Below are 16,560 nucleotides of genomic sequence, written 5' to 3'. Positions count from 1 at the left end.
GCGATCTGCCATCCCTTCCGTAATTTTACACCTATGCATATCCTGATCGTAAATAATACCCCCATTCCTGCCCTGAAATATGGTGGTACCGAACGTGTAATCTGGTGGTTAGGGAAAGCATTGGCAAAAGCAGGTCATCAGGTTTCTTATTTGGTACCACATGGTTCGAGTTGTCCCTTTGCAAAGGTGTACCCCTTCAATCCATCACTTCCATTTAATGAGCAGGTACCAAAAGACAAAGGCATCGATATCATCCACCTCAATCATACGGTGAATGAAGAACCTTTATTACCACATATCATGACCATGCATGGTAACCTGAATGTACAGGTTCCGCTGCCGGTAAATACGGTATTTGTTTCAGGCAACCATGCAGCGCGGTTTTGTTCAGATTCTTTTGTGCATAATGGCATTGATCCGGATGATTATGGTGATCCGGCACTCTCCCGTCCACGCTCCTATATTCATTTCCTGGGTGATGCGGCCTGGCGGGTAAAAAATGTGCAGGGCGCCATTGCAGTTTCCCGAAAAGCAGGTTTACCACTGCATGTAATTGGCGGGTACCGCTTCAATTTTAACCAGGGAATCCGTATTACTTTTGATCGGCATGTACGTTTTCATGGCATGAAAGGCGGTGAAGAAAAGAATGAGCTTTTACGAGGTTCCAAAGCCATGTTATTCCCTGTTCGCTGGCATGAACCCTTTGGGCTGGCATTGATTGAAAGTCTGTATTTCGGTTGTCCGGTTTTTGGCACACCCTATGGTTCACTTCCTGAAATTGTACAACCCGGAACCGGTTTCTTATCTGCTATTTCAGGTGAACTGTCTGATGCATTGTCCCATATCGATAGCTACGATAAACAATATTGCCATGATTATGCCATGGCTCATTTCTCTTCGGAACAAATGATGCGTGCTTATCTCTCGAAATATGAAAAAGTAATGAACGGACATACTTTAAACCCCCATCCGCCCGTTTTGAAAGAAATACAGTATGAAAAATTTCTTCCGTTCGAATAGTAGCGTATGGCATATGGGTAATAGCCTATGGTGTTTTTTATTTATTTGTGTATTTGCATTTAGCAGCTGTGCTAAGAAAATTACGGAAACCGGCATGGCTTCTTATTATGGAGATGGTTATCATGGCCGGAAAACAGCCAATGGCGAAACTTTTAATAAACGCAAACTCACCGCCGCACATAAAACCCTTCCTTTTGGCACCGTTGTAAAAGTAAAAAACCTGAATAACGGACAAACCGTAAAGGTTCGCATCAACGATCGTGGTCCGTTTGTGAAAGGACGCATCATCGACCTCAGTGAAAAAGCCGCGCAGAAAATTGATATGAAAAAACAAGGAGTTGCGGAAGTGCAGTTGAAATACCGGAAAAATTAATGGCAGATGTCAGATATCAGATTTATAACATCAAATCTGACATCTGATCTGATATCTGACATCTGCGATAGCATTATTCTGCAGTAACTTTAATAATTCTCCCCGGCCCTTCTACTGACACGTAGATATTGCCATCGGGGCCTTGTTTGATGTTGCGTACACGGCCAATGCCTTCCAGTATTTTTTCTTCTCCTGTAATTTTATCGCCCTGTAGGGTTGCCCTGCTCACATAATTGAATTTCAGTGAACCCGTCAACAAACTACCTTTCCAGCTTTTGAAATTGTTGCTGGTGATAACAGCTAATCCGCTGGGCGCAATAGATGGATCCCAGTATTTTGTAGGATTGGTAATACCCGGTGCGGTTGGATTTGAAGATACGGCTACACCATCATAGTTCTTACCATAACATACCAATGGCCATCCGTAATTATTGCCTTTTTGTATCAGGTTAATTTCGTCGCCACCCATCGGCCCATGTTCGTTTTCCCAGATACGGTTGTTAACGGGATCAAATATCATTCCCTGCGGATTGCGATGTCCGTATGAGAACACGGTAGTAGCCGCTGTATTACCCGGCAATACAGGATTATCCGAAGGTATTTTACCATCGTCGGTCATACGGTGCACTTTTCCCCAGTCGTTTTTGGTATCCTGCGCATTCTGGTTAGCACTACTTGCACCACCATAACTTAGTGTACCACCCTCTCCTATACTCAGGTAAAGCATACCCACACTATCAAACACAATACGACTTCCGTAATGTCCATACCAGGTATTGGCGCTTTGGGTCGTAAACAGATTTTCTGTATTTGTAATGGCATTACCATTCAGTTTAAACCGGGTAAGCCTTAACAGACTTCCGCCTCCTGTATGATTGATGGCATAAGAAATATAGATCCAGCCATTACTGGCATAGGAAGGATGTACTTTAATATCGAGCAAACCGCCTTGTCCATTGGTGTTGATACCTGTAGGCACGCCCGTCAACTCTTCTGTAACACCCGCAACCGTATACCGATATATCCGACCACGTTTTTCGGTAAACAAAATGTCGCCATTGGGCAAAAAGTCCATCCCCCAGATAATTTCATGGTTATTCACCAATGTAGTGGTTTTCAAATTCGGTGAGGTTCCGTCTGGAATAACGGTGGTGGTATCGTTTGATCCATTACAGGAACTGAATAGCAGTACACAGTAAAAAAAACCAATAGTAGCTTGCCTTCTGGTTAACATAAGAAAAGGATATTAATATCTGGCGATATAGCCATATTAAAGATACCCATAGTTGGGGGGTATAAAAAAGCTCCGTTATAAAAACGGAGCTTTTAAGAAAAATTTATAAGCGATTAGAATTTACTATGCATAGCATCATATTCTTTAAATTTCGCCTCGTATTTATCAAAAGCGGCATTGTCTTTACCTCTTACTTTATCACGCTTATAGCTATATAAATTCGCTAACCAGTCAACAGATTTGTTGATCACACTTTTCTCGTTATTGGTTCTGTTGGCTTTGTCTTTTAAAAGCAGGTAAGCTTTCTCCAGCCATTCAATGGCCTGGTCTACCTGCTGAGCTATAGGTGCTTCCAGCGCAGTATTGGCTTTGAGGTAGGGCTCTGTTTCAGCTTTTACCTTGGCATCTGCGGCAGCTTTCTTTTTAGGATCTTTTTCAACGGGTTTCTCCGCATTGATACGTTGTACGGTTCTGATATTATCACGCACTTTGTCGTCCAGTTCACCAAAATTATTATAACAGATGACACCGGCGTTAAAGGCGGCAATAGCGCTTTTATCATTCTTAGCGAATGCTTTTTTAAAGGCATCCAATGCTTTATTATTGTACATTGCTGCACTGGCACTATCTATATCATCTTTCATTTTAGCATTGGCAAAAGCACTACCGTACTGAATATATTTTGCTTCGGTAAGTGTACCTGCTGCTTCTTCTTTCGCATACAGTTCGGTCTTTGCTTTCAGGTCGTAGGTATCAATAAAATCCATCTCGTAGCTTTCCCACTCTTCCTTTAATGAAGGATGGACTTCTCTGGCGATACCCAGATAATTGTAAAACAGCTTTTCGTCTTTTTTACCACGTGTATAGTAGTCAACCAGGAAGCGATATACATCTACATAGTTGGTATCGTTTATTTTATTATCGGCAATCTTTCTATAATAAATGGAAGCTTTTTCCAGTTCCTTTGCATTCTGAAAACAGATGGCAGCATAGAGTATCGAAGTGGTATCCATCGGAATCGTATTGCTGGTCCACTTATTGGCGATAATCTGGTCAATATAAGCCAGGGCATTTACAAATGATTGACCTGCATTTGACCAATCTTTTTGAGCGAAGCGGTTACTCCCCTGTGCAACCAAAGTAGCATACATATCGAAATAAGCTCCGATACCATCTTTTTCTTTGATGACGGCATAGGTAGGATCCAGCTCTTCATACTTTTTCAGCGCAGTAGCAGCTTCTGTTTCAGCGTTTGGATATTTCGCACTGAGTTGTTTGTCTTTAAAGAAAGACGCATAGATCTTAGCCTTCCACACATAGGTTTCAGGTTTTAGCTGTGCCTGTGCCTGGGTCTTAGGATCGGCCAGTAATTTGTCCAGTTCCGTTTTAGCATCTTCAATCCGGCCTAATAAAAAAGCATTCTGCACTTTTTTATAATCCTGTGCAGTAGCAAACTGCAACGACATGGCAATCATGGAAAGCAATAAAAGCTTCTTCATAAAGGGAGGTTTTTATTCTTGGTTTTCGTTCGAATTTGATTCATTGTTTTCCGGGTTTTCTTCACCGGTATTTTCCGTAACAGGGTTCTGTTCAGTTACTTCGCTCTCTTCATCATCTTCTTCAATCTGTGAAATCGCTGCAATTTCATCTCCGTCATCAATACGTATCAGTTTCACACCCTGTGTAGCTCTTCCGGCTTCACGGATATCATTGATACCTGTACGGATGGTTATACCTGATTTACATGTAATGATAAGATCTTCTTTCTCAGTAACATAGAGAATGCCGACTAAACTTCCTGTTTTATCGGTAACATTAATGGTTTTCACACCTTTACCACCTCTGTTGGTGATACGGTATTCATCAATGGCTGTTCTCTTACCAAAACCTTTTTCACTTACTACCAGAATGGTTCTGGTGGTATCTTCCTTATTTACACAGATCATGCCAATTACTTCATCTTTTTCATCATCCACTTCAATACCGGCTACACCAATAGCGCCACGACCAGTTACCCTTACTTTTTCTTCTTCAAATCTGATGGCTCTTCCGCTCTTCACTGCCAGCATGATTTCAGATTTACCATCTGTCATTCTTGCTTCCAGTAATTCATCACCCTCCACAATAGTAATGGCATTCACACCATTTGCACGCGGACGGCTGAAATCTTCCAGCGAAGTTTTTTTGATGATACCTTTTTTGGTACAAAGCACAATATAATGTTGCTGAACAAAGTCTTTATCAGCCAGGTTCTTCACATCAATAATGGCTTTTACCTTATCATCGCCCGGTAATTGAATGAGGTTCTGAATGGCTCTGCCCTTACTTTGTTTTTCACCTTCAGGAATTTCATACACACGCATCCAGTAACAACGTCCTTTTTCTGTAAAGAACAGCATAGTATCATGTGTTGAAGCTACAAACAGGTGCTCCACATAATCTTCTTCCCTTGTTTTAGAGCCCACTGCGCCCCTGCCACCTCTGCGTTGTTGGCGGTATTCAGATGCGGAAGTACGTTTGATATAACCCAGGTGCGAAATCGTAATCACCACATCTTCTTCTTCAATCAGGTCCTCGATACGCATTTCATCTGCCAGGTATTGAATCTCACTTTTACGGGCATCGCCAAATTGTTCCTTCACTTCCAGCAGTTCTTTGCGGATCAGTGCATAACGAAGGTCTTCACTGCCTAACAAAGCTTTCAATTCTTTAATGGTATTGATCAGACCATTGAATTCTTCAATAATCTTCTCACGCTCCATTCCTGTTAAACGTTGTAAACGGAGTTCCAGTATGGCTTTGGCCTGGGCTTCTGATAAACCTTCGGCCTGTGTATATAATTCATTGGTAAGGTCGCTGAAGAGTTCCTGCTTAAGCAACCATTTGCCTTCCTGACTTTTTTTGATCAGGCTTTCTTTGGCCTCATCGGGTGTTCTGCTGGCACGGATCAGCGAAATCACTTCATCCAGATGATCCAGTGCTTTCAGGTAACCTTCTAAAATATGGGCACGTTCTTCCGCTTTTCTTAATTCAAATCTGGCACGACGTATAACCACATCCATCCTGAAATCTATAAACTCCACGATCAGGTCACGCAGGTTCATGATTTTGGGCTTCCCCTTACTCAGTGCCACATTATTGATACCATAGCTGGTTTGCAGTTCGGTGTACTTATACAACTGATTGATGACTACCTGAGCAACTGCATCACGCTTCAGATCAAGTACGATACGGGTACCTTCGCGTTTATTACTTTCGTTGTTTACGTGCGCAATACCTTCTATTGTTTTATCCACTACCAGCTGACCAATACGGTCTGTCAGCTGATCTCTGTTTACCTGATAGGGAACTTCTGTAATGACAATCTGCTCACGTCCGCTGGCCTTGGTATCTACATGGCATTTACCACGCACCACTACCCTTCCTCGACCGGTTAATAATGCCTGACGAACGCCTTCCATGCCATAAATCACACCACCTGTTGGGAAATCGGGTGCTTTTACATGGGCGATCAGTTCTTCGCCGGTAATTTCTTTATTATCAATGTAGGCCACGCATCCATCTACCACTTCGCTCAGGTTATGCGGCATCATATTGGTTGCCATACCCACGGCAATACCCGATGAACCATTCACCAGTAATTGAGGAATACGGGATGGTAATACGGTAGGCTCTTCCAGTGAATCATCAAAATTGAGCTGGAAATCGACCGTTTCTTTTTCAATATCATCCAGCATAGCTTCTGCCACTTTCTGCAGACGAGCTTCTGTATAACGCATGGCTGCCGGCGGATCTCCATCCTGGTTACCAAAGTTACCCTGACCATCTACGAGGGTATAACGCATGGTCCAGTCCTGCGCCATACGTACCAGGGTATCATAAATGGATGAATCACCATGCGGGTGATATTTACCCATTACTTCCCCAACAATACGGGCAGATTTTTTATAAGGCTTGTTGCTGTTATTGCCCAGCTCATTCATAGCATACAACACCCTGCGATGTACAGGTTTAAAGCCATCACGGGCATCGGGCAATGCACGACCTACGATTACCGACATTGAATAGTCGATATAGGCCGTTTTCATTTGTTCTTCGATATTGACCTGTATAATCCGGTCATTATCATTCGTCTGTTCGGGTAGCAGATTTTCTTCCATATTCTCTGGTCTCGTGCTGAATTTTCGGTTGTTTCCGGCTGGTTTTACCCTATTTATTTGCCGGTTGGCGAAGATAGCTTTTTTGGGTGTGAAAGGGGTGTAAAAAGCCTTGTTTTTTAAGGGGTTTTATCCACAAAACTGCATAAAAAAATACCCCGGAAACCGTCACTGTTTCAGTATCGGTTCCGGGGTTGCTATCTTAACTCAAATAAACTGCCTATAAGACTTTCCGGATATCTGAACTGCCGTTTTTGCTGATCTTGGTTTCGGCAGGTGAGCCTTTGTAATGAATATCACTTCCACCACTGGCATGCGCATCTATGGATTTGCTCACATTTACATTCACATCACTACCTCCTGATGAATGTACCTGACAGGTTTCACTACTCAACGCATAGGCATCTACGTCACTACCCCCCGAAGCACTTATTTTAAGCGTGGTTGTTTTCCCCTTTATATCTGCATCACTTCCACCACTTGCCGTCAGAGAAAGCAGGTTGCAGGAAAAATTGCCCTTCAAATCAGATCCACCCGATAACTGAATATTCAGATCTGTGGCTTTTATCTGGTCCTCACAAAACACATCCGATCCTCCGGATGCTGATAATTTGTCGAGTGTTTTTACCGATACATAAGCTTTCAACTTTTTATTACCCCAACTGCCACCCCAACTCCAGCCACTATTCTCCTTTTCATAATAAATTTTCAGCACCCCATCTTCCACTTCCGTAATAATCTTATCACGATACTCCTCTTTGTCGGCACTTACCGCTACCGCTTCCTCAGCCGACTGGCTAAGGTATAAATCTATACCATGTGATACCCTGATGGCATGGAATCCTTTCAGGTTTCTTTTTTGCACATTGGCATCTCTAACGGTCTTTTGCGACCAGGCCTGTATGCCTATGGCGAAACAAGCCATCATCAGAATGATCAGTTTTTTCATGCGTTATTTTTTAGTGTAACGGAACCGGAACGGAAAAGTTACAACTTGTCTGAAAGTCCGTCCCTCTTTCGTCGGGGTGACAGGGAAGTACGGAAGATGATCGTTCTGATGTGTTACCGTTTTTCTACTTCGGTTTTTACGACTTACGGACTTTCTGTCTTCCCGACTTTTCTTAGCTTGCACCCATGCTCACCACCCAACATATTCTCGTTTTTGGCGCAGGCAAATCTGCCACTGTTTTGATTGACTATCTCAAACAAAAGACGACTGCGCATCAATGGAAATTAACCGTTGCAGACAGCGACCTGCAAACAGTCGAGGATAAACTGGGTACAGCTGATGGCTGCAAGGCTGTACAACTGAATATTTTAGATGCCGGCAAAAGAGCTAGCCTCATTCAGGATGCCGATGTGGTCATTTCCCTCATGCCCCCATCTTTACATCTACCTATTGCAGAAGACTGCTTAGCATACGGTAAGCATTTACTCACAGCTTCCTATGCAGACCCTGCCATCAAAGCATTGGCTTCGGAGGTCAGGAATAAGGACATTTTGTTTTTATGCGAAATGGGACTCGATCCGGGTATTGACCATATGAGTGCCATGCAACTGATTCACCGCATTCAAGCGGAAGGGGGAGATATCACCTCCTTGTATTCACATTGTGGTGGCCTGGTGGCACCTGAAAGCGACAACAATCCCTGGCACTACAAAATAAGCTGGAATCCACGGAATGTTGTACTGGCAGGTAAAGCAGGCGCGATTTACAGAGAAAATGGAACAGAGAAAAAATTGAGCTATGCTGATTTGTTCCGTCAGCATACAAGTGTTTCAATACCCTCTCTCGGCACTTTGTCTTACTATGCCAATCGTGATTCGCTGGCTTATATAGATTTGTATGCATTACCGGAAGTAAAAAATTTTCTGAGAACTACTTTACGCCACCCTGATTTCTGCAAGGGATGGGCTGCCATAGTTGCGCTGCAGTTAACCGATGAATCTTTATGGTATGATACAGATGGATTACCGATACAGGATTTTTTAAAACAACATCTTGCACAAAACAAACTTCAGGAATGTTTTGATGCATACATGAATGATCCCTTACTGAATGAACAGTTTAGTTTTCTGGGATTCTTTTCTGAGAAGCCGATCAACAAAGGCAAATGTAGTGCAGCCGATATTCTGCAATGGAGAATGGAAGAGAGCTGGTTGCTGCATCCAACTGATAAGGATATGATCGTAATGTTGCACGAAATTACCTACCTGTTGGATGGAAAATCACGTACCGTAAAAAGCAGTCTCGTGGTAAAAGGAGAAAACCATCTCCGTACTGCAATGGCTAAAACCGTGGGCCTACCACTGGCTATTGCTGCCGTATTGATTGCTGATGGATCTCTCAAAGAAAGAGGTTTGCATATACCGGTTACGCCAGCTATCTATGAACCCGTTCTGACAGTATTGAAGCAGGAAGGCATTCTATTTCAGGAACAACAGATTCTTAATTCTTGAATTCTCGATTTCTTGATGTTTGATTTTTAAAATTCCTCTTTCCCTTTGAGAAACGCAGGGAAGACTTGATCATTTATGTTTCTATTTTTTTCCTTTTTGATTTTTTCCTTTTGACTTTTGGTTTTGTTCCTCTCCTCCCAATACCCATTCATAATCCAACTGTCTTTTTTCAAGATTGGCAGCCACTACCCTGATCATCACCTTATCGCCCATACGGAAGGTTCTGCCGCTTCTTCTTCCTACAAGACTATAATCAGTTTCAATTAAACGGAAATCATCATAATCAGACAAACTGATCAGACTCACCAGTCCCTCACATTTATGTGCGACGGTTTCCACCCAGAAGCCAAAGCTCGAAACACCACTCACCACCCCTTCAAAAGTTTCACCCAGGTAATCGCGCATATATTCTACCTGCTTGTATTTATTACCTGCTCTTTCACATTCCATGGCCGCCCTTTCCCGGTCGCTGCTGTGCTTACATTTTTCCTCCATTTTTTTATCGACCAGGGGTTTACCCTTTAATACAGACTCAAGTACCCTGTGTACCAATACATCCGGATACCTTCTGATCGGTGAAGTAAAATGACAGTAATGTTCAAAAGCCAGACCATAATGGCCTATATTTTCGGTGGTATAAATGGCTTTTGCCATGGTGCGTATTCCCAATTGCTCCAACACATGTTGTTCAGGTTTGCCCCTGACAGCTTCCAGCATACTATTGAAGCTGCGTGCAATGGATTCGGGTGAGCCCAGATCAAATTTATGTCCATATTTTTTGGCGAAATCCATAAAGGGCATCAGTTTCTCTGTATCGGGCTGGTCGTGAACACGGTATGGAAATGGAAGCGGCTTTTTATTGATCTGGATTTTCGAAATGTTTTCCGCTACAGTTCTGTTAGCGAGCAACATAAACTCTTCAATCAACTGATGTGCTTCTTTACTTTCTTTTACAACAATACCCACCGGCTTACCTTTTTCATCCAGTTTAAAACGCACTTCCTGTGAGGAGAAATTGATAGCTCCTTTACTAAAGCGTTTTTTTCGCATTTTTTGTGCCAGATCATTCAGCAGCAATATTTCATCAAGGTATTTACCTTCTTTCTTTTCGATGATTTCCTGCACATCTTCATACGTAAAACGATGATCGGAATGAATGGCTGTTCTGCCAAGCCAATACTGTTTGATCTCTCCTTTGGTATTCATCTGAAAAATGGCCGAAAAGGTGAATTTGTCTTCATGAGGCCGCAGAGAACAGAGTTCATTAGAAATTTTTTCCGGCAACATCGGATTTACACGGTCTGGCAAATACACCGATGTAGCCCTTTTATACGCTTCTTCATCCAGCTCTGTGTCGGGTTCTACATAATAGCTAACATCTGCAATATGTACGCCGATTTCATAGATACCATTAGAAAGTAAGCGTATGGAAAGTGCATCGTCAAAATCTTTTGCATCAACCGGATCAATGGTAAAAGTGAGTATATCGCGACAGTCTTTTCTTTTTTTGAGTTCCTCGCTATCTAATACTTCCGGTAGTCTTTCTGCTTCTTCCAGTACATCTTCTGAAAAGAAAAGCGGGAAACCAGCTTGTGCCAGTAATTCTTTCATAGCCGCATCATTCTCATCCTCGGGTTGCATAACACCCACAATTTCACCAACAGGCTTTTTATCATCCTTGTCCCACTTTACCAGCCTGGCCACTACCCTGTCTTTATGTTTCGCCCCATTCAGTGCAGAAAGCGGAATAAAGAGGTCGGGCATGGGTTTATCAGTATCCGGCACAAAAAATGCGAAATTGGTGGATAGCTGGACATAACCAATGAATTCTGTTTGACGGCGGGTTACTACTTCTGTAATTTTACCTTCTTTTTTTCCCGTACGGCTGTTTTCTTTTATCACTTTCACTCTTACGATATCTCCATTGAGCGCATTCATGAAATCACCGGGGCGAACCAATACATCTCCTGTTCCATTTTCAATGACCACATAACCCATGCCGGAACGGGTTACTTCCAGTTTTCCTTTCAGTACCTGTACCTGTGATGACTTTTGCTTCTGCCGCTGTTTCTGCTTTTGTTTGGATGGTTTCTTACTCATGTCATTGACTTGTAATTAAAGTTCCTGATAAAATCAGTAACCATGGTATTAAATTGTTCACCTTCTCCAAACAAAAACTCGTGACGGATGGGCAAAACATACATTGGCAGGTTAGCCAGTTCTTCACTGAACTTCATCAACCGAACTGCATCTTTCTCTGTAGTCAGGATAATTTTTTCTTTGGCCTGTATCTGTTCAAACTTTCTACGGATATCATTCAGGTCGTCGATTGAAAATATATGATGATCTGAATAATCCTGCTGATAATAAGTATGTGTTCTTTCCAGCAGGTAATCTTTCAACGGTTTTGGATTGGCAATGCCGCACACCAGTAAAACCTCATCTCTTGGTGTTAGCAGCCATTCATCATCGTAATTAAAAATATGATATGGGATACCGTATGCTATTCTCGTAAAAAACACTTTCTGATCCGCCCTGGGTTTCAGACTTCGTATGATTTGCTGCTTTCTTTCATTACTCAGATCCTGCGGACATTTGGTAACCACTATTACAGAAGCTCTTCTGGCAGACATTTTCTCATCTCTCAGATCGCCAGTGGGTAGATAGAAATCATGTACATAGATATTACTGTACTCAGTGAGGAGTATATTGAATCCGGCATCCACAGAGCGGTGTTGAAAAGCATCATCCAGTATAATGGCCTGCAGATCCGGAACATCCTGTAATAATTGAGGAATGGCTACCAGCCTTTCCTCTCCAACCGCTACAGGCACATTCGGGAACTTCATATGAAACAGCATCGGTTCATCCCCTATTTCAAGTGCTGTAGTATTGGCATTGGCCAATGCATATCCTTTTGTTTTGCGTTTATATCCCCTGCTGAGTGTACCTACTTTACACTGTGGAGAGAGTAAATGTAAAAGATATTCTACCATGGGCGATTTACCAGTACCACCTACCGCAAGATTACCTACACAGATGAGGGGAAAATTAAATTTTGCCGATTTCAGGTAATGTTTATCAAACATCCAGTTTCTGATGCGTATGACAAGTGCATAAATCAATGCAACAGGCAAGAGCAATACTCGGAATGATTTCAGGAAAAGGGTATTAAAATTCATAGACTTCCTTCGGCGTAATACAGTATTGTAAAGGTACGTCAAATTCATGGGTGTCTGTAATGAGATCAACCGGCTCAAAATAGCTGAATCCGATTGTAACAGTATCAGGACGACACTGCGGCAGGAAACGATCATAGAAGCCTTTCCCATATCCTACCCTAAAGCCATGGGTATCACAAACCAACATAGGTACAAATACAAGGTCAATCTGCTCCGGATCCAAAACAGGTTCATATAATGGCTCTTCGATACCCCATTCATTTTGCTGGAACAGGGTTGTTTCAGAAACAAGATGAGCTGTTATAGTATGATTCTGCAGGTCGCTTACCGGATAGGCAAATTGAAGCTGCGGAATAAAATGTTCGAGGTAGCCTTCAAATAAAGATATATTAGGCTCTCCGTATTGTTCCATGGGAGCATAACTCAAAACGGTTTGCCAATTACCTATGGGTATCTGCTGAAATCGAATAAGCATAAGATCATCCATCCGCATGCGGTCTTTGGCTGAAATTTTTTGTCGTTCAGCTTTATACTGTTGACGCAACTGCTTTTTGGTCATACTAACTCCCGATTACTTGATACAAACCAGAACGTATTGATTCCGCATATTGCTGAATGACAGCGGAATCTTTATTTTCAAGATACGCAATTGTTCCAAGTGATGGATAACCGGTCCACTCAACGATTTCATTTTCATAATCCAGATACTGGTCATTGAATATCCATCCCATCACATCCAATCCTGCCTGCTTACAATAAGCCGCTGTGAGGCGTGAGTGATTGATACTACCCAGATAGTTCCGGCTCACCAATATGATCCTGGCATCAATGGCTTTGGCAAGGTCTGCAATGGTCTCCTTTTTATTCAAAGGCACCAGCAGCCCTCCAGCACCTTCCACTATCAGGGGTTTGTTATCCATACTTTGTAAAATAGATTGGCAATGGCTACGTAACACTTCCATATCAATTTCTATACCCTCATTAGCCGCAGCTATATGTGGGGATGCAGGCATTGAAAGACAATAGGCTTCTTTATGAATAATGGTATCAGCATTACTGATCAGCGATGCAACGGTTTGCGCATCGGTCCCTGTTTCATAACCTGCCTGCACAGGCTTCCAGTAATCGGCATGTAATGCCTCGGTTACAACAGCTGCCACCAGGGTTTTACCTATATCGGTACCAATTCCAGTGATGAGTATGGGTCGGGGCATGGGAGGTCAATGGTCAATGGTGAATGGTCAATGGTCAATGGTCAATGGCGAGGATTCTATTCACCATTGACCATTCATCATTCACACTTCTTTTTTTATAAAAAATGAAAATAAAGTCGTTCCATAATTTCTTTGAAAGCTAAAGCCTTCAAATTTTTCATAATTATTACGTGGCGTATGTTCAAGTACAAAAAATCCGCCAGAACGGATCATATTACGGCTTACAATGATTTTAGGAATTTCATCAATCGTTCCCAGTGCATAGGGAGGTCCTGCAAAGATGAAATCAAAATCTTCTGTACAACTGTTTAAGTAAGCAAAGACATCCATCTTCAATATCTTATGGTTTTGCATACCCAGCATTTCTGCATTCTTTTTGATGAATGCATGCATAATGGCATCCTTCTCCACAATGGTTAGGTCATTAGCGCCTCTTGAGGCCAACTCATAACTGATGCAACCGGTACCACCAAAAAGATCCAGTGTTTTAGCACCCTCAAAATCCATTCTGTTCTGGAGAATATTGAATAACCCTTCTTTGGCGATATCGGTTGTGGGTCTGGTATGTGGCATATTGGCAGGTGGGCTGATCCTCCTCCCCCCCCATTTTCCGGAAATAATCCTCATGTGGTACTATTAAAAAATGGAGTGAATGTATGTGGGTGATTATGTTCAAGCATGCCAGACAATACAGCCGTCTCCTGTAAATTATGAAAATGCCTGTTATTAAAAAGTTGCTGTAATCTTCTATGCAACTCTCCATGAGGCTCTATAAAACCACTCATTTCAAGTGAAGTATCGTTTACAGACGCTGCATATTCTTTCAAGATAGAGAGCAGGTAAAAACATATATCCTCAGTTGTTTCAAAACTAAATGTCTGAATCATTTGTACCTGTCTGCCAATCATTAAAACCGCAATAAAAGAATTCGGATACACCTGAATTTTTAAAAACTTATCCGTCAGATCGGTGCGTATCAGCAGTTGGTTAATAATGTCTGTATATACATGTTGCGCCTGAAACAGATGGAAATGACGGAGAGCCTGATCAACAATACTACTCTTAACCCGGTAAATCGTAAGCATACCTGCCTGATCAGCAATTTTATCATGTTTTATTTCATGGTTCAATGCATTACCATGTATCAGCGTCAGGTAATCAGCGGCGGCTGCACTGGTTAATTTTTCCATCGGCACCAGCAACACTTCTTTGAAATTATAGCGGATATCTACACTTCCGGAATGACTGTTTAATAAAAGAGAATTGCTTTTTACTTCAAAAATAATATCACTCCATTCATTGATGTCGTTATCCAATTCAAAAAACTCAAAAGCAATCGGCTGTTCCTCTTCTGAAACGGAACAGGCCACATAATGAGATCCTATTTCTACGCGAAGTTTATGCCCTTGTAAGGCTGCAATGGGTGTAGATGGATAGTATGCCCATGTTTTTCTTGCCATAGCATCAATATTGTTTGCAATGATATAAAAAAAGCCCCTGAGTTGTACAAGAGTTTAAATAGTAGCTTTGCGCCGTTCATGGCAGCAAATACATCAAATATCAATTTACAGGTTTCTATCAGTAACCGGCAAATACTGAGTATTGCCCTGCCTATTACCGCATCTATTGTAGTGCCCCAGATTAATTTTATTACCAACAATATTTTTTTGGGTGGATTAGGACAAAAAGAGCTGGCAGTAGCTGGTATTACGGGTGTATATTACCTGATTTTTGCTGTCATTGGTCACGGACTCAATAATGGACTTCAGGCACTTATTTCGAGACGGGCGGGTGAAAACAGGATTGATCAGATTGGAAACCTTTTCTCACAGGGTATCAGGATATCGATTGTATTTGCCATTGCGGGTATTTTGCTTACCTGGTTTATAGCGCCTTTTCTGTTTCGTTTTGCCCTTCATGATACAGAAAGGGTACGAATGGCTGTTGATTTTCTGAATATCCGCATACTGGGCTTACCTTTCTTATACATCTATCAGATGCGCAATGCGTTACTGGTTGGCACCAATCAAAGCCGTTTTCTGATATTCGGTACAGCTATGGAAGCCATTGCTAATATTTATTTTGATTATGGATTGATTTATGGAAAACTGGGGCTTCCTGAACTGGGTTTTAATGGTGCAGCCTATGCATCTATTATTGCTGAGTTTGCCGGCCTGGTTGTTATTTTTCTGGTTATACATCTTCAGGGGATGGGTCAAAGGTTAGCATTGTTTAAAAATATTCGTTACGATTGGGAGAACTGTAAACTCATTTTGAGAATATCCTTCCCGATTATTTTACAGATGGCCATCAGTATCATCAGCTGGGAATTTTTCTATATTTTAATTGAACACCATGGTGAAAGAGATCTTGCGGTTTCTAACACCATGCGTAATATATTCGGTTTTTTTGGTTGTTTCACCTGGGCATTTGGAGCTACCACCAACAGTATGGTTAGTAATATTATTGGTCAGGGGCTGCAACACAGGGTAATAGAACTGGTTGGTAAAATCATGAAATGGAGCGTTGGATTCGCAGTACTGGTATGTGTGCTCCTGAATATATTCCCACAGGCATTTTTATCTTTATATGGACAGGATCAGGCATTTATAGATGCTGCGATTCCAGTAATGCGTATTGTTTCAATGGCATTGGTATTGATGTCTGTTTCCGTTATCTGGTTGAATGCGGTTACAGGAACAGGCAATACAAAAGTGAACCTATACAGCGAAATTGCTGCTATTATCTTGTATTGCCTTTATGTTTATACCACACTGGAAAAATTAAAATTACCCATTGGCTGGGGCTGGGCCAGCGAAGGGATATATTGGATGACTTTGCTGATTCCTTCTTTATGGTATATGCGTAGTGGAAGATGGAAGTCGCATAAAATGTAAAAGACACCCGATAATCAATTGTT

Annotated in this window: 14 protein-coding genes; 4 read left to right on the top strand and 10 right to left on the bottom strand. The window is 41.9% G+C overall.

The features are described from left to right. Window positions 1–33 precede the first annotated feature (33 nt). Both BC659_RS15525 and BC659_RS15520 read left to right on the top strand, forming a co-directional pair. Window positions 34–1,020: a glycosyltransferase family 4 protein gene (locus BC659_RS15525; protein ID WP_133475726.1), complete on the top strand. Its 987-nt coding sequence runs from the start codon at window positions 34–36 to the stop codon at window positions 1,018–1,020. Next, window positions 995–1,393 (top strand): septal ring lytic transglycosylase RlpA family protein, encoded by a 399-nt coding sequence (locus tag BC659_RS15520; RefSeq protein ID WP_246027162.1) that lies wholly within the window; start codon window positions 995–997, stop codon window positions 1,391–1,393. The genes BC659_RS15525 and BC659_RS15520 overlap by 26 nt, the downstream gene beginning before the upstream one ends. Window positions 1,394–1,466: 73 nt before the next feature. Here BC659_RS15520 and BC659_RS15515 read toward each other — a convergent pair whose 3' ends face one another. The 4 genes from BC659_RS15515 to BC659_RS15500 all read right to left on the bottom strand — a co-directional run bounded on the left by BC659_RS15515 (window position 1,467) and on the right by BC659_RS15500 (window position 7,733). Further along, entirely contained in the window at window positions 1,467–2,627 is a 1,161-nt protein-coding gene (locus BC659_RS15515; RefSeq protein WP_133475725.1) for a PQQ-dependent sugar dehydrogenase, read from the bottom strand. Window positions 2,628–2,740: 113 nt separating this feature from the next. Then, window positions 2,741–4,126 carry a hypothetical protein gene (locus tag BC659_RS15510; protein WP_133475724.1) on the bottom strand — a complete coding sequence of 462 codons (1,386 nt, stop codon included), beginning with the start codon at window positions 4,124–4,126 and terminating at the stop codon, window positions 2,741–2,743. 12 nt (window positions 4,127–4,138) lie between these two features. Beyond that, complete coding sequence (gene gyrA / locus BC659_RS15505) at window positions 4,139–6,787, bottom strand: DNA gyrase subunit A (RefSeq protein WP_133475723.1); 2,649 nt, start codon at window positions 6,785–6,787, stop codon at window positions 4,139–4,141. Between the two features lie 217 nt (window positions 6,788–7,004). After that, window positions 7,005–7,733 (bottom strand): head GIN domain-containing protein, encoded by a 729-nt coding sequence (locus BC659_RS15500; protein ID WP_133475722.1) that lies wholly within the window; start codon window positions 7,731–7,733, stop codon window positions 7,005–7,007. Between the two features lie 185 nt (window positions 7,734–7,918). On the opposite strand from BC659_RS15500, the gene BC659_RS15495 reads away from it, so the two are divergent. After that, entirely contained in the window at window positions 7,919–9,244 is a 1,326-nt protein-coding gene (locus tag BC659_RS15495) for a saccharopine dehydrogenase C-terminal domain-containing protein (protein ID WP_133475721.1), read from the top strand. Window positions 9,245–9,325: 81 nt separating this feature from the next. On the opposite strand, the gene rnr is transcribed toward BC659_RS15495, so the two are convergent. The 6 genes from rnr to BC659_RS15465 all read right to left on the bottom strand — a co-directional run bounded on the left by rnr (window position 9,326) and on the right by BC659_RS15465 (window position 15,100). Then, window positions 9,326–11,344 (bottom strand): ribonuclease R, encoded by a 2,019-nt coding sequence (gene rnr, locus BC659_RS15490; protein WP_133475720.1) that lies wholly within the window; start codon window positions 11,342–11,344, stop codon window positions 9,326–9,328. Next, a complete protein-coding gene (gene lpxK / locus BC659_RS15485) occupies window positions 11,341–12,426 on the bottom strand; it encodes a tetraacyldisaccharide 4'-kinase (RefSeq protein ID WP_133475719.1) in 1,086 nt (361 codons plus the stop codon). Before lpxK ends, rnr begins: the two co-directional genes overlap by 4 nt. Then, on the bottom strand, window positions 12,416–12,985 hold the full coding sequence (locus BC659_RS15480) for a 5-formyltetrahydrofolate cyclo-ligase (RefSeq protein ID WP_133475718.1): 570 nt from the start codon (window positions 12,983–12,985) through the stop codon (window positions 12,416–12,418). The genes lpxK and BC659_RS15480 overlap by 11 nt, the downstream gene beginning before the upstream one ends. Window position 12,986: 1 nt before the next feature. Beyond that, window positions 12,987–13,640, bottom strand: coding sequence for a dethiobiotin synthase (gene bioD / locus BC659_RS15475; protein WP_133475717.1), 654 nt, complete (start codon window positions 13,638–13,640; stop codon window positions 12,987–12,989). An 81-nt stretch (window positions 13,641–13,721) separates the two neighbouring features. Beyond that, window positions 13,722–14,267 carry an RsmD family RNA methyltransferase gene (locus BC659_RS15470; RefSeq protein WP_133475716.1) on the bottom strand — a complete coding sequence of 182 codons (546 nt, stop codon included), beginning with the start codon at window positions 14,265–14,267 and terminating at the stop codon, window positions 13,722–13,724. Further along, a complete protein-coding gene (locus BC659_RS15465; RefSeq protein WP_133475715.1) occupies window positions 14,264–15,100 on the bottom strand; it encodes a DUF3822 family protein in 837 nt (278 codons plus the stop codon). Before BC659_RS15465 ends, BC659_RS15470 begins: the two co-directional genes overlap by 4 nt. A 78-nt stretch (window positions 15,101–15,178) precedes the next feature. Here BC659_RS15465 and BC659_RS15460 point away from each other — a divergent pair, with 78 nt between their 5' ends. Continuing rightward, the gene (locus BC659_RS15460) at window positions 15,179–16,537 is read left to right on the top strand and encodes an MATE family efflux transporter (RefSeq protein ID WP_133475714.1); all 1,359 of its coding nucleotides are present in this window, start codon (window positions 15,179–15,181) and stop codon (window positions 16,535–16,537) included. The last annotated feature ends 23 nt before the right edge of the window (window positions 16,538–16,560 follow it).

The sequence above is a fragment of the Sediminibacterium goheungense genome, assembly GCF_004361915.1.
Lineage (GTDB): Bacteria > Bacteroidota > Bacteroidia > Chitinophagales > Chitinophagaceae > Sediminibacterium > Sediminibacterium goheungense.
The sequence above is the reverse complement of the archived record's forward strand: the minus strand, read 5'-3'. Positions and strand labels throughout refer to the sequence as shown.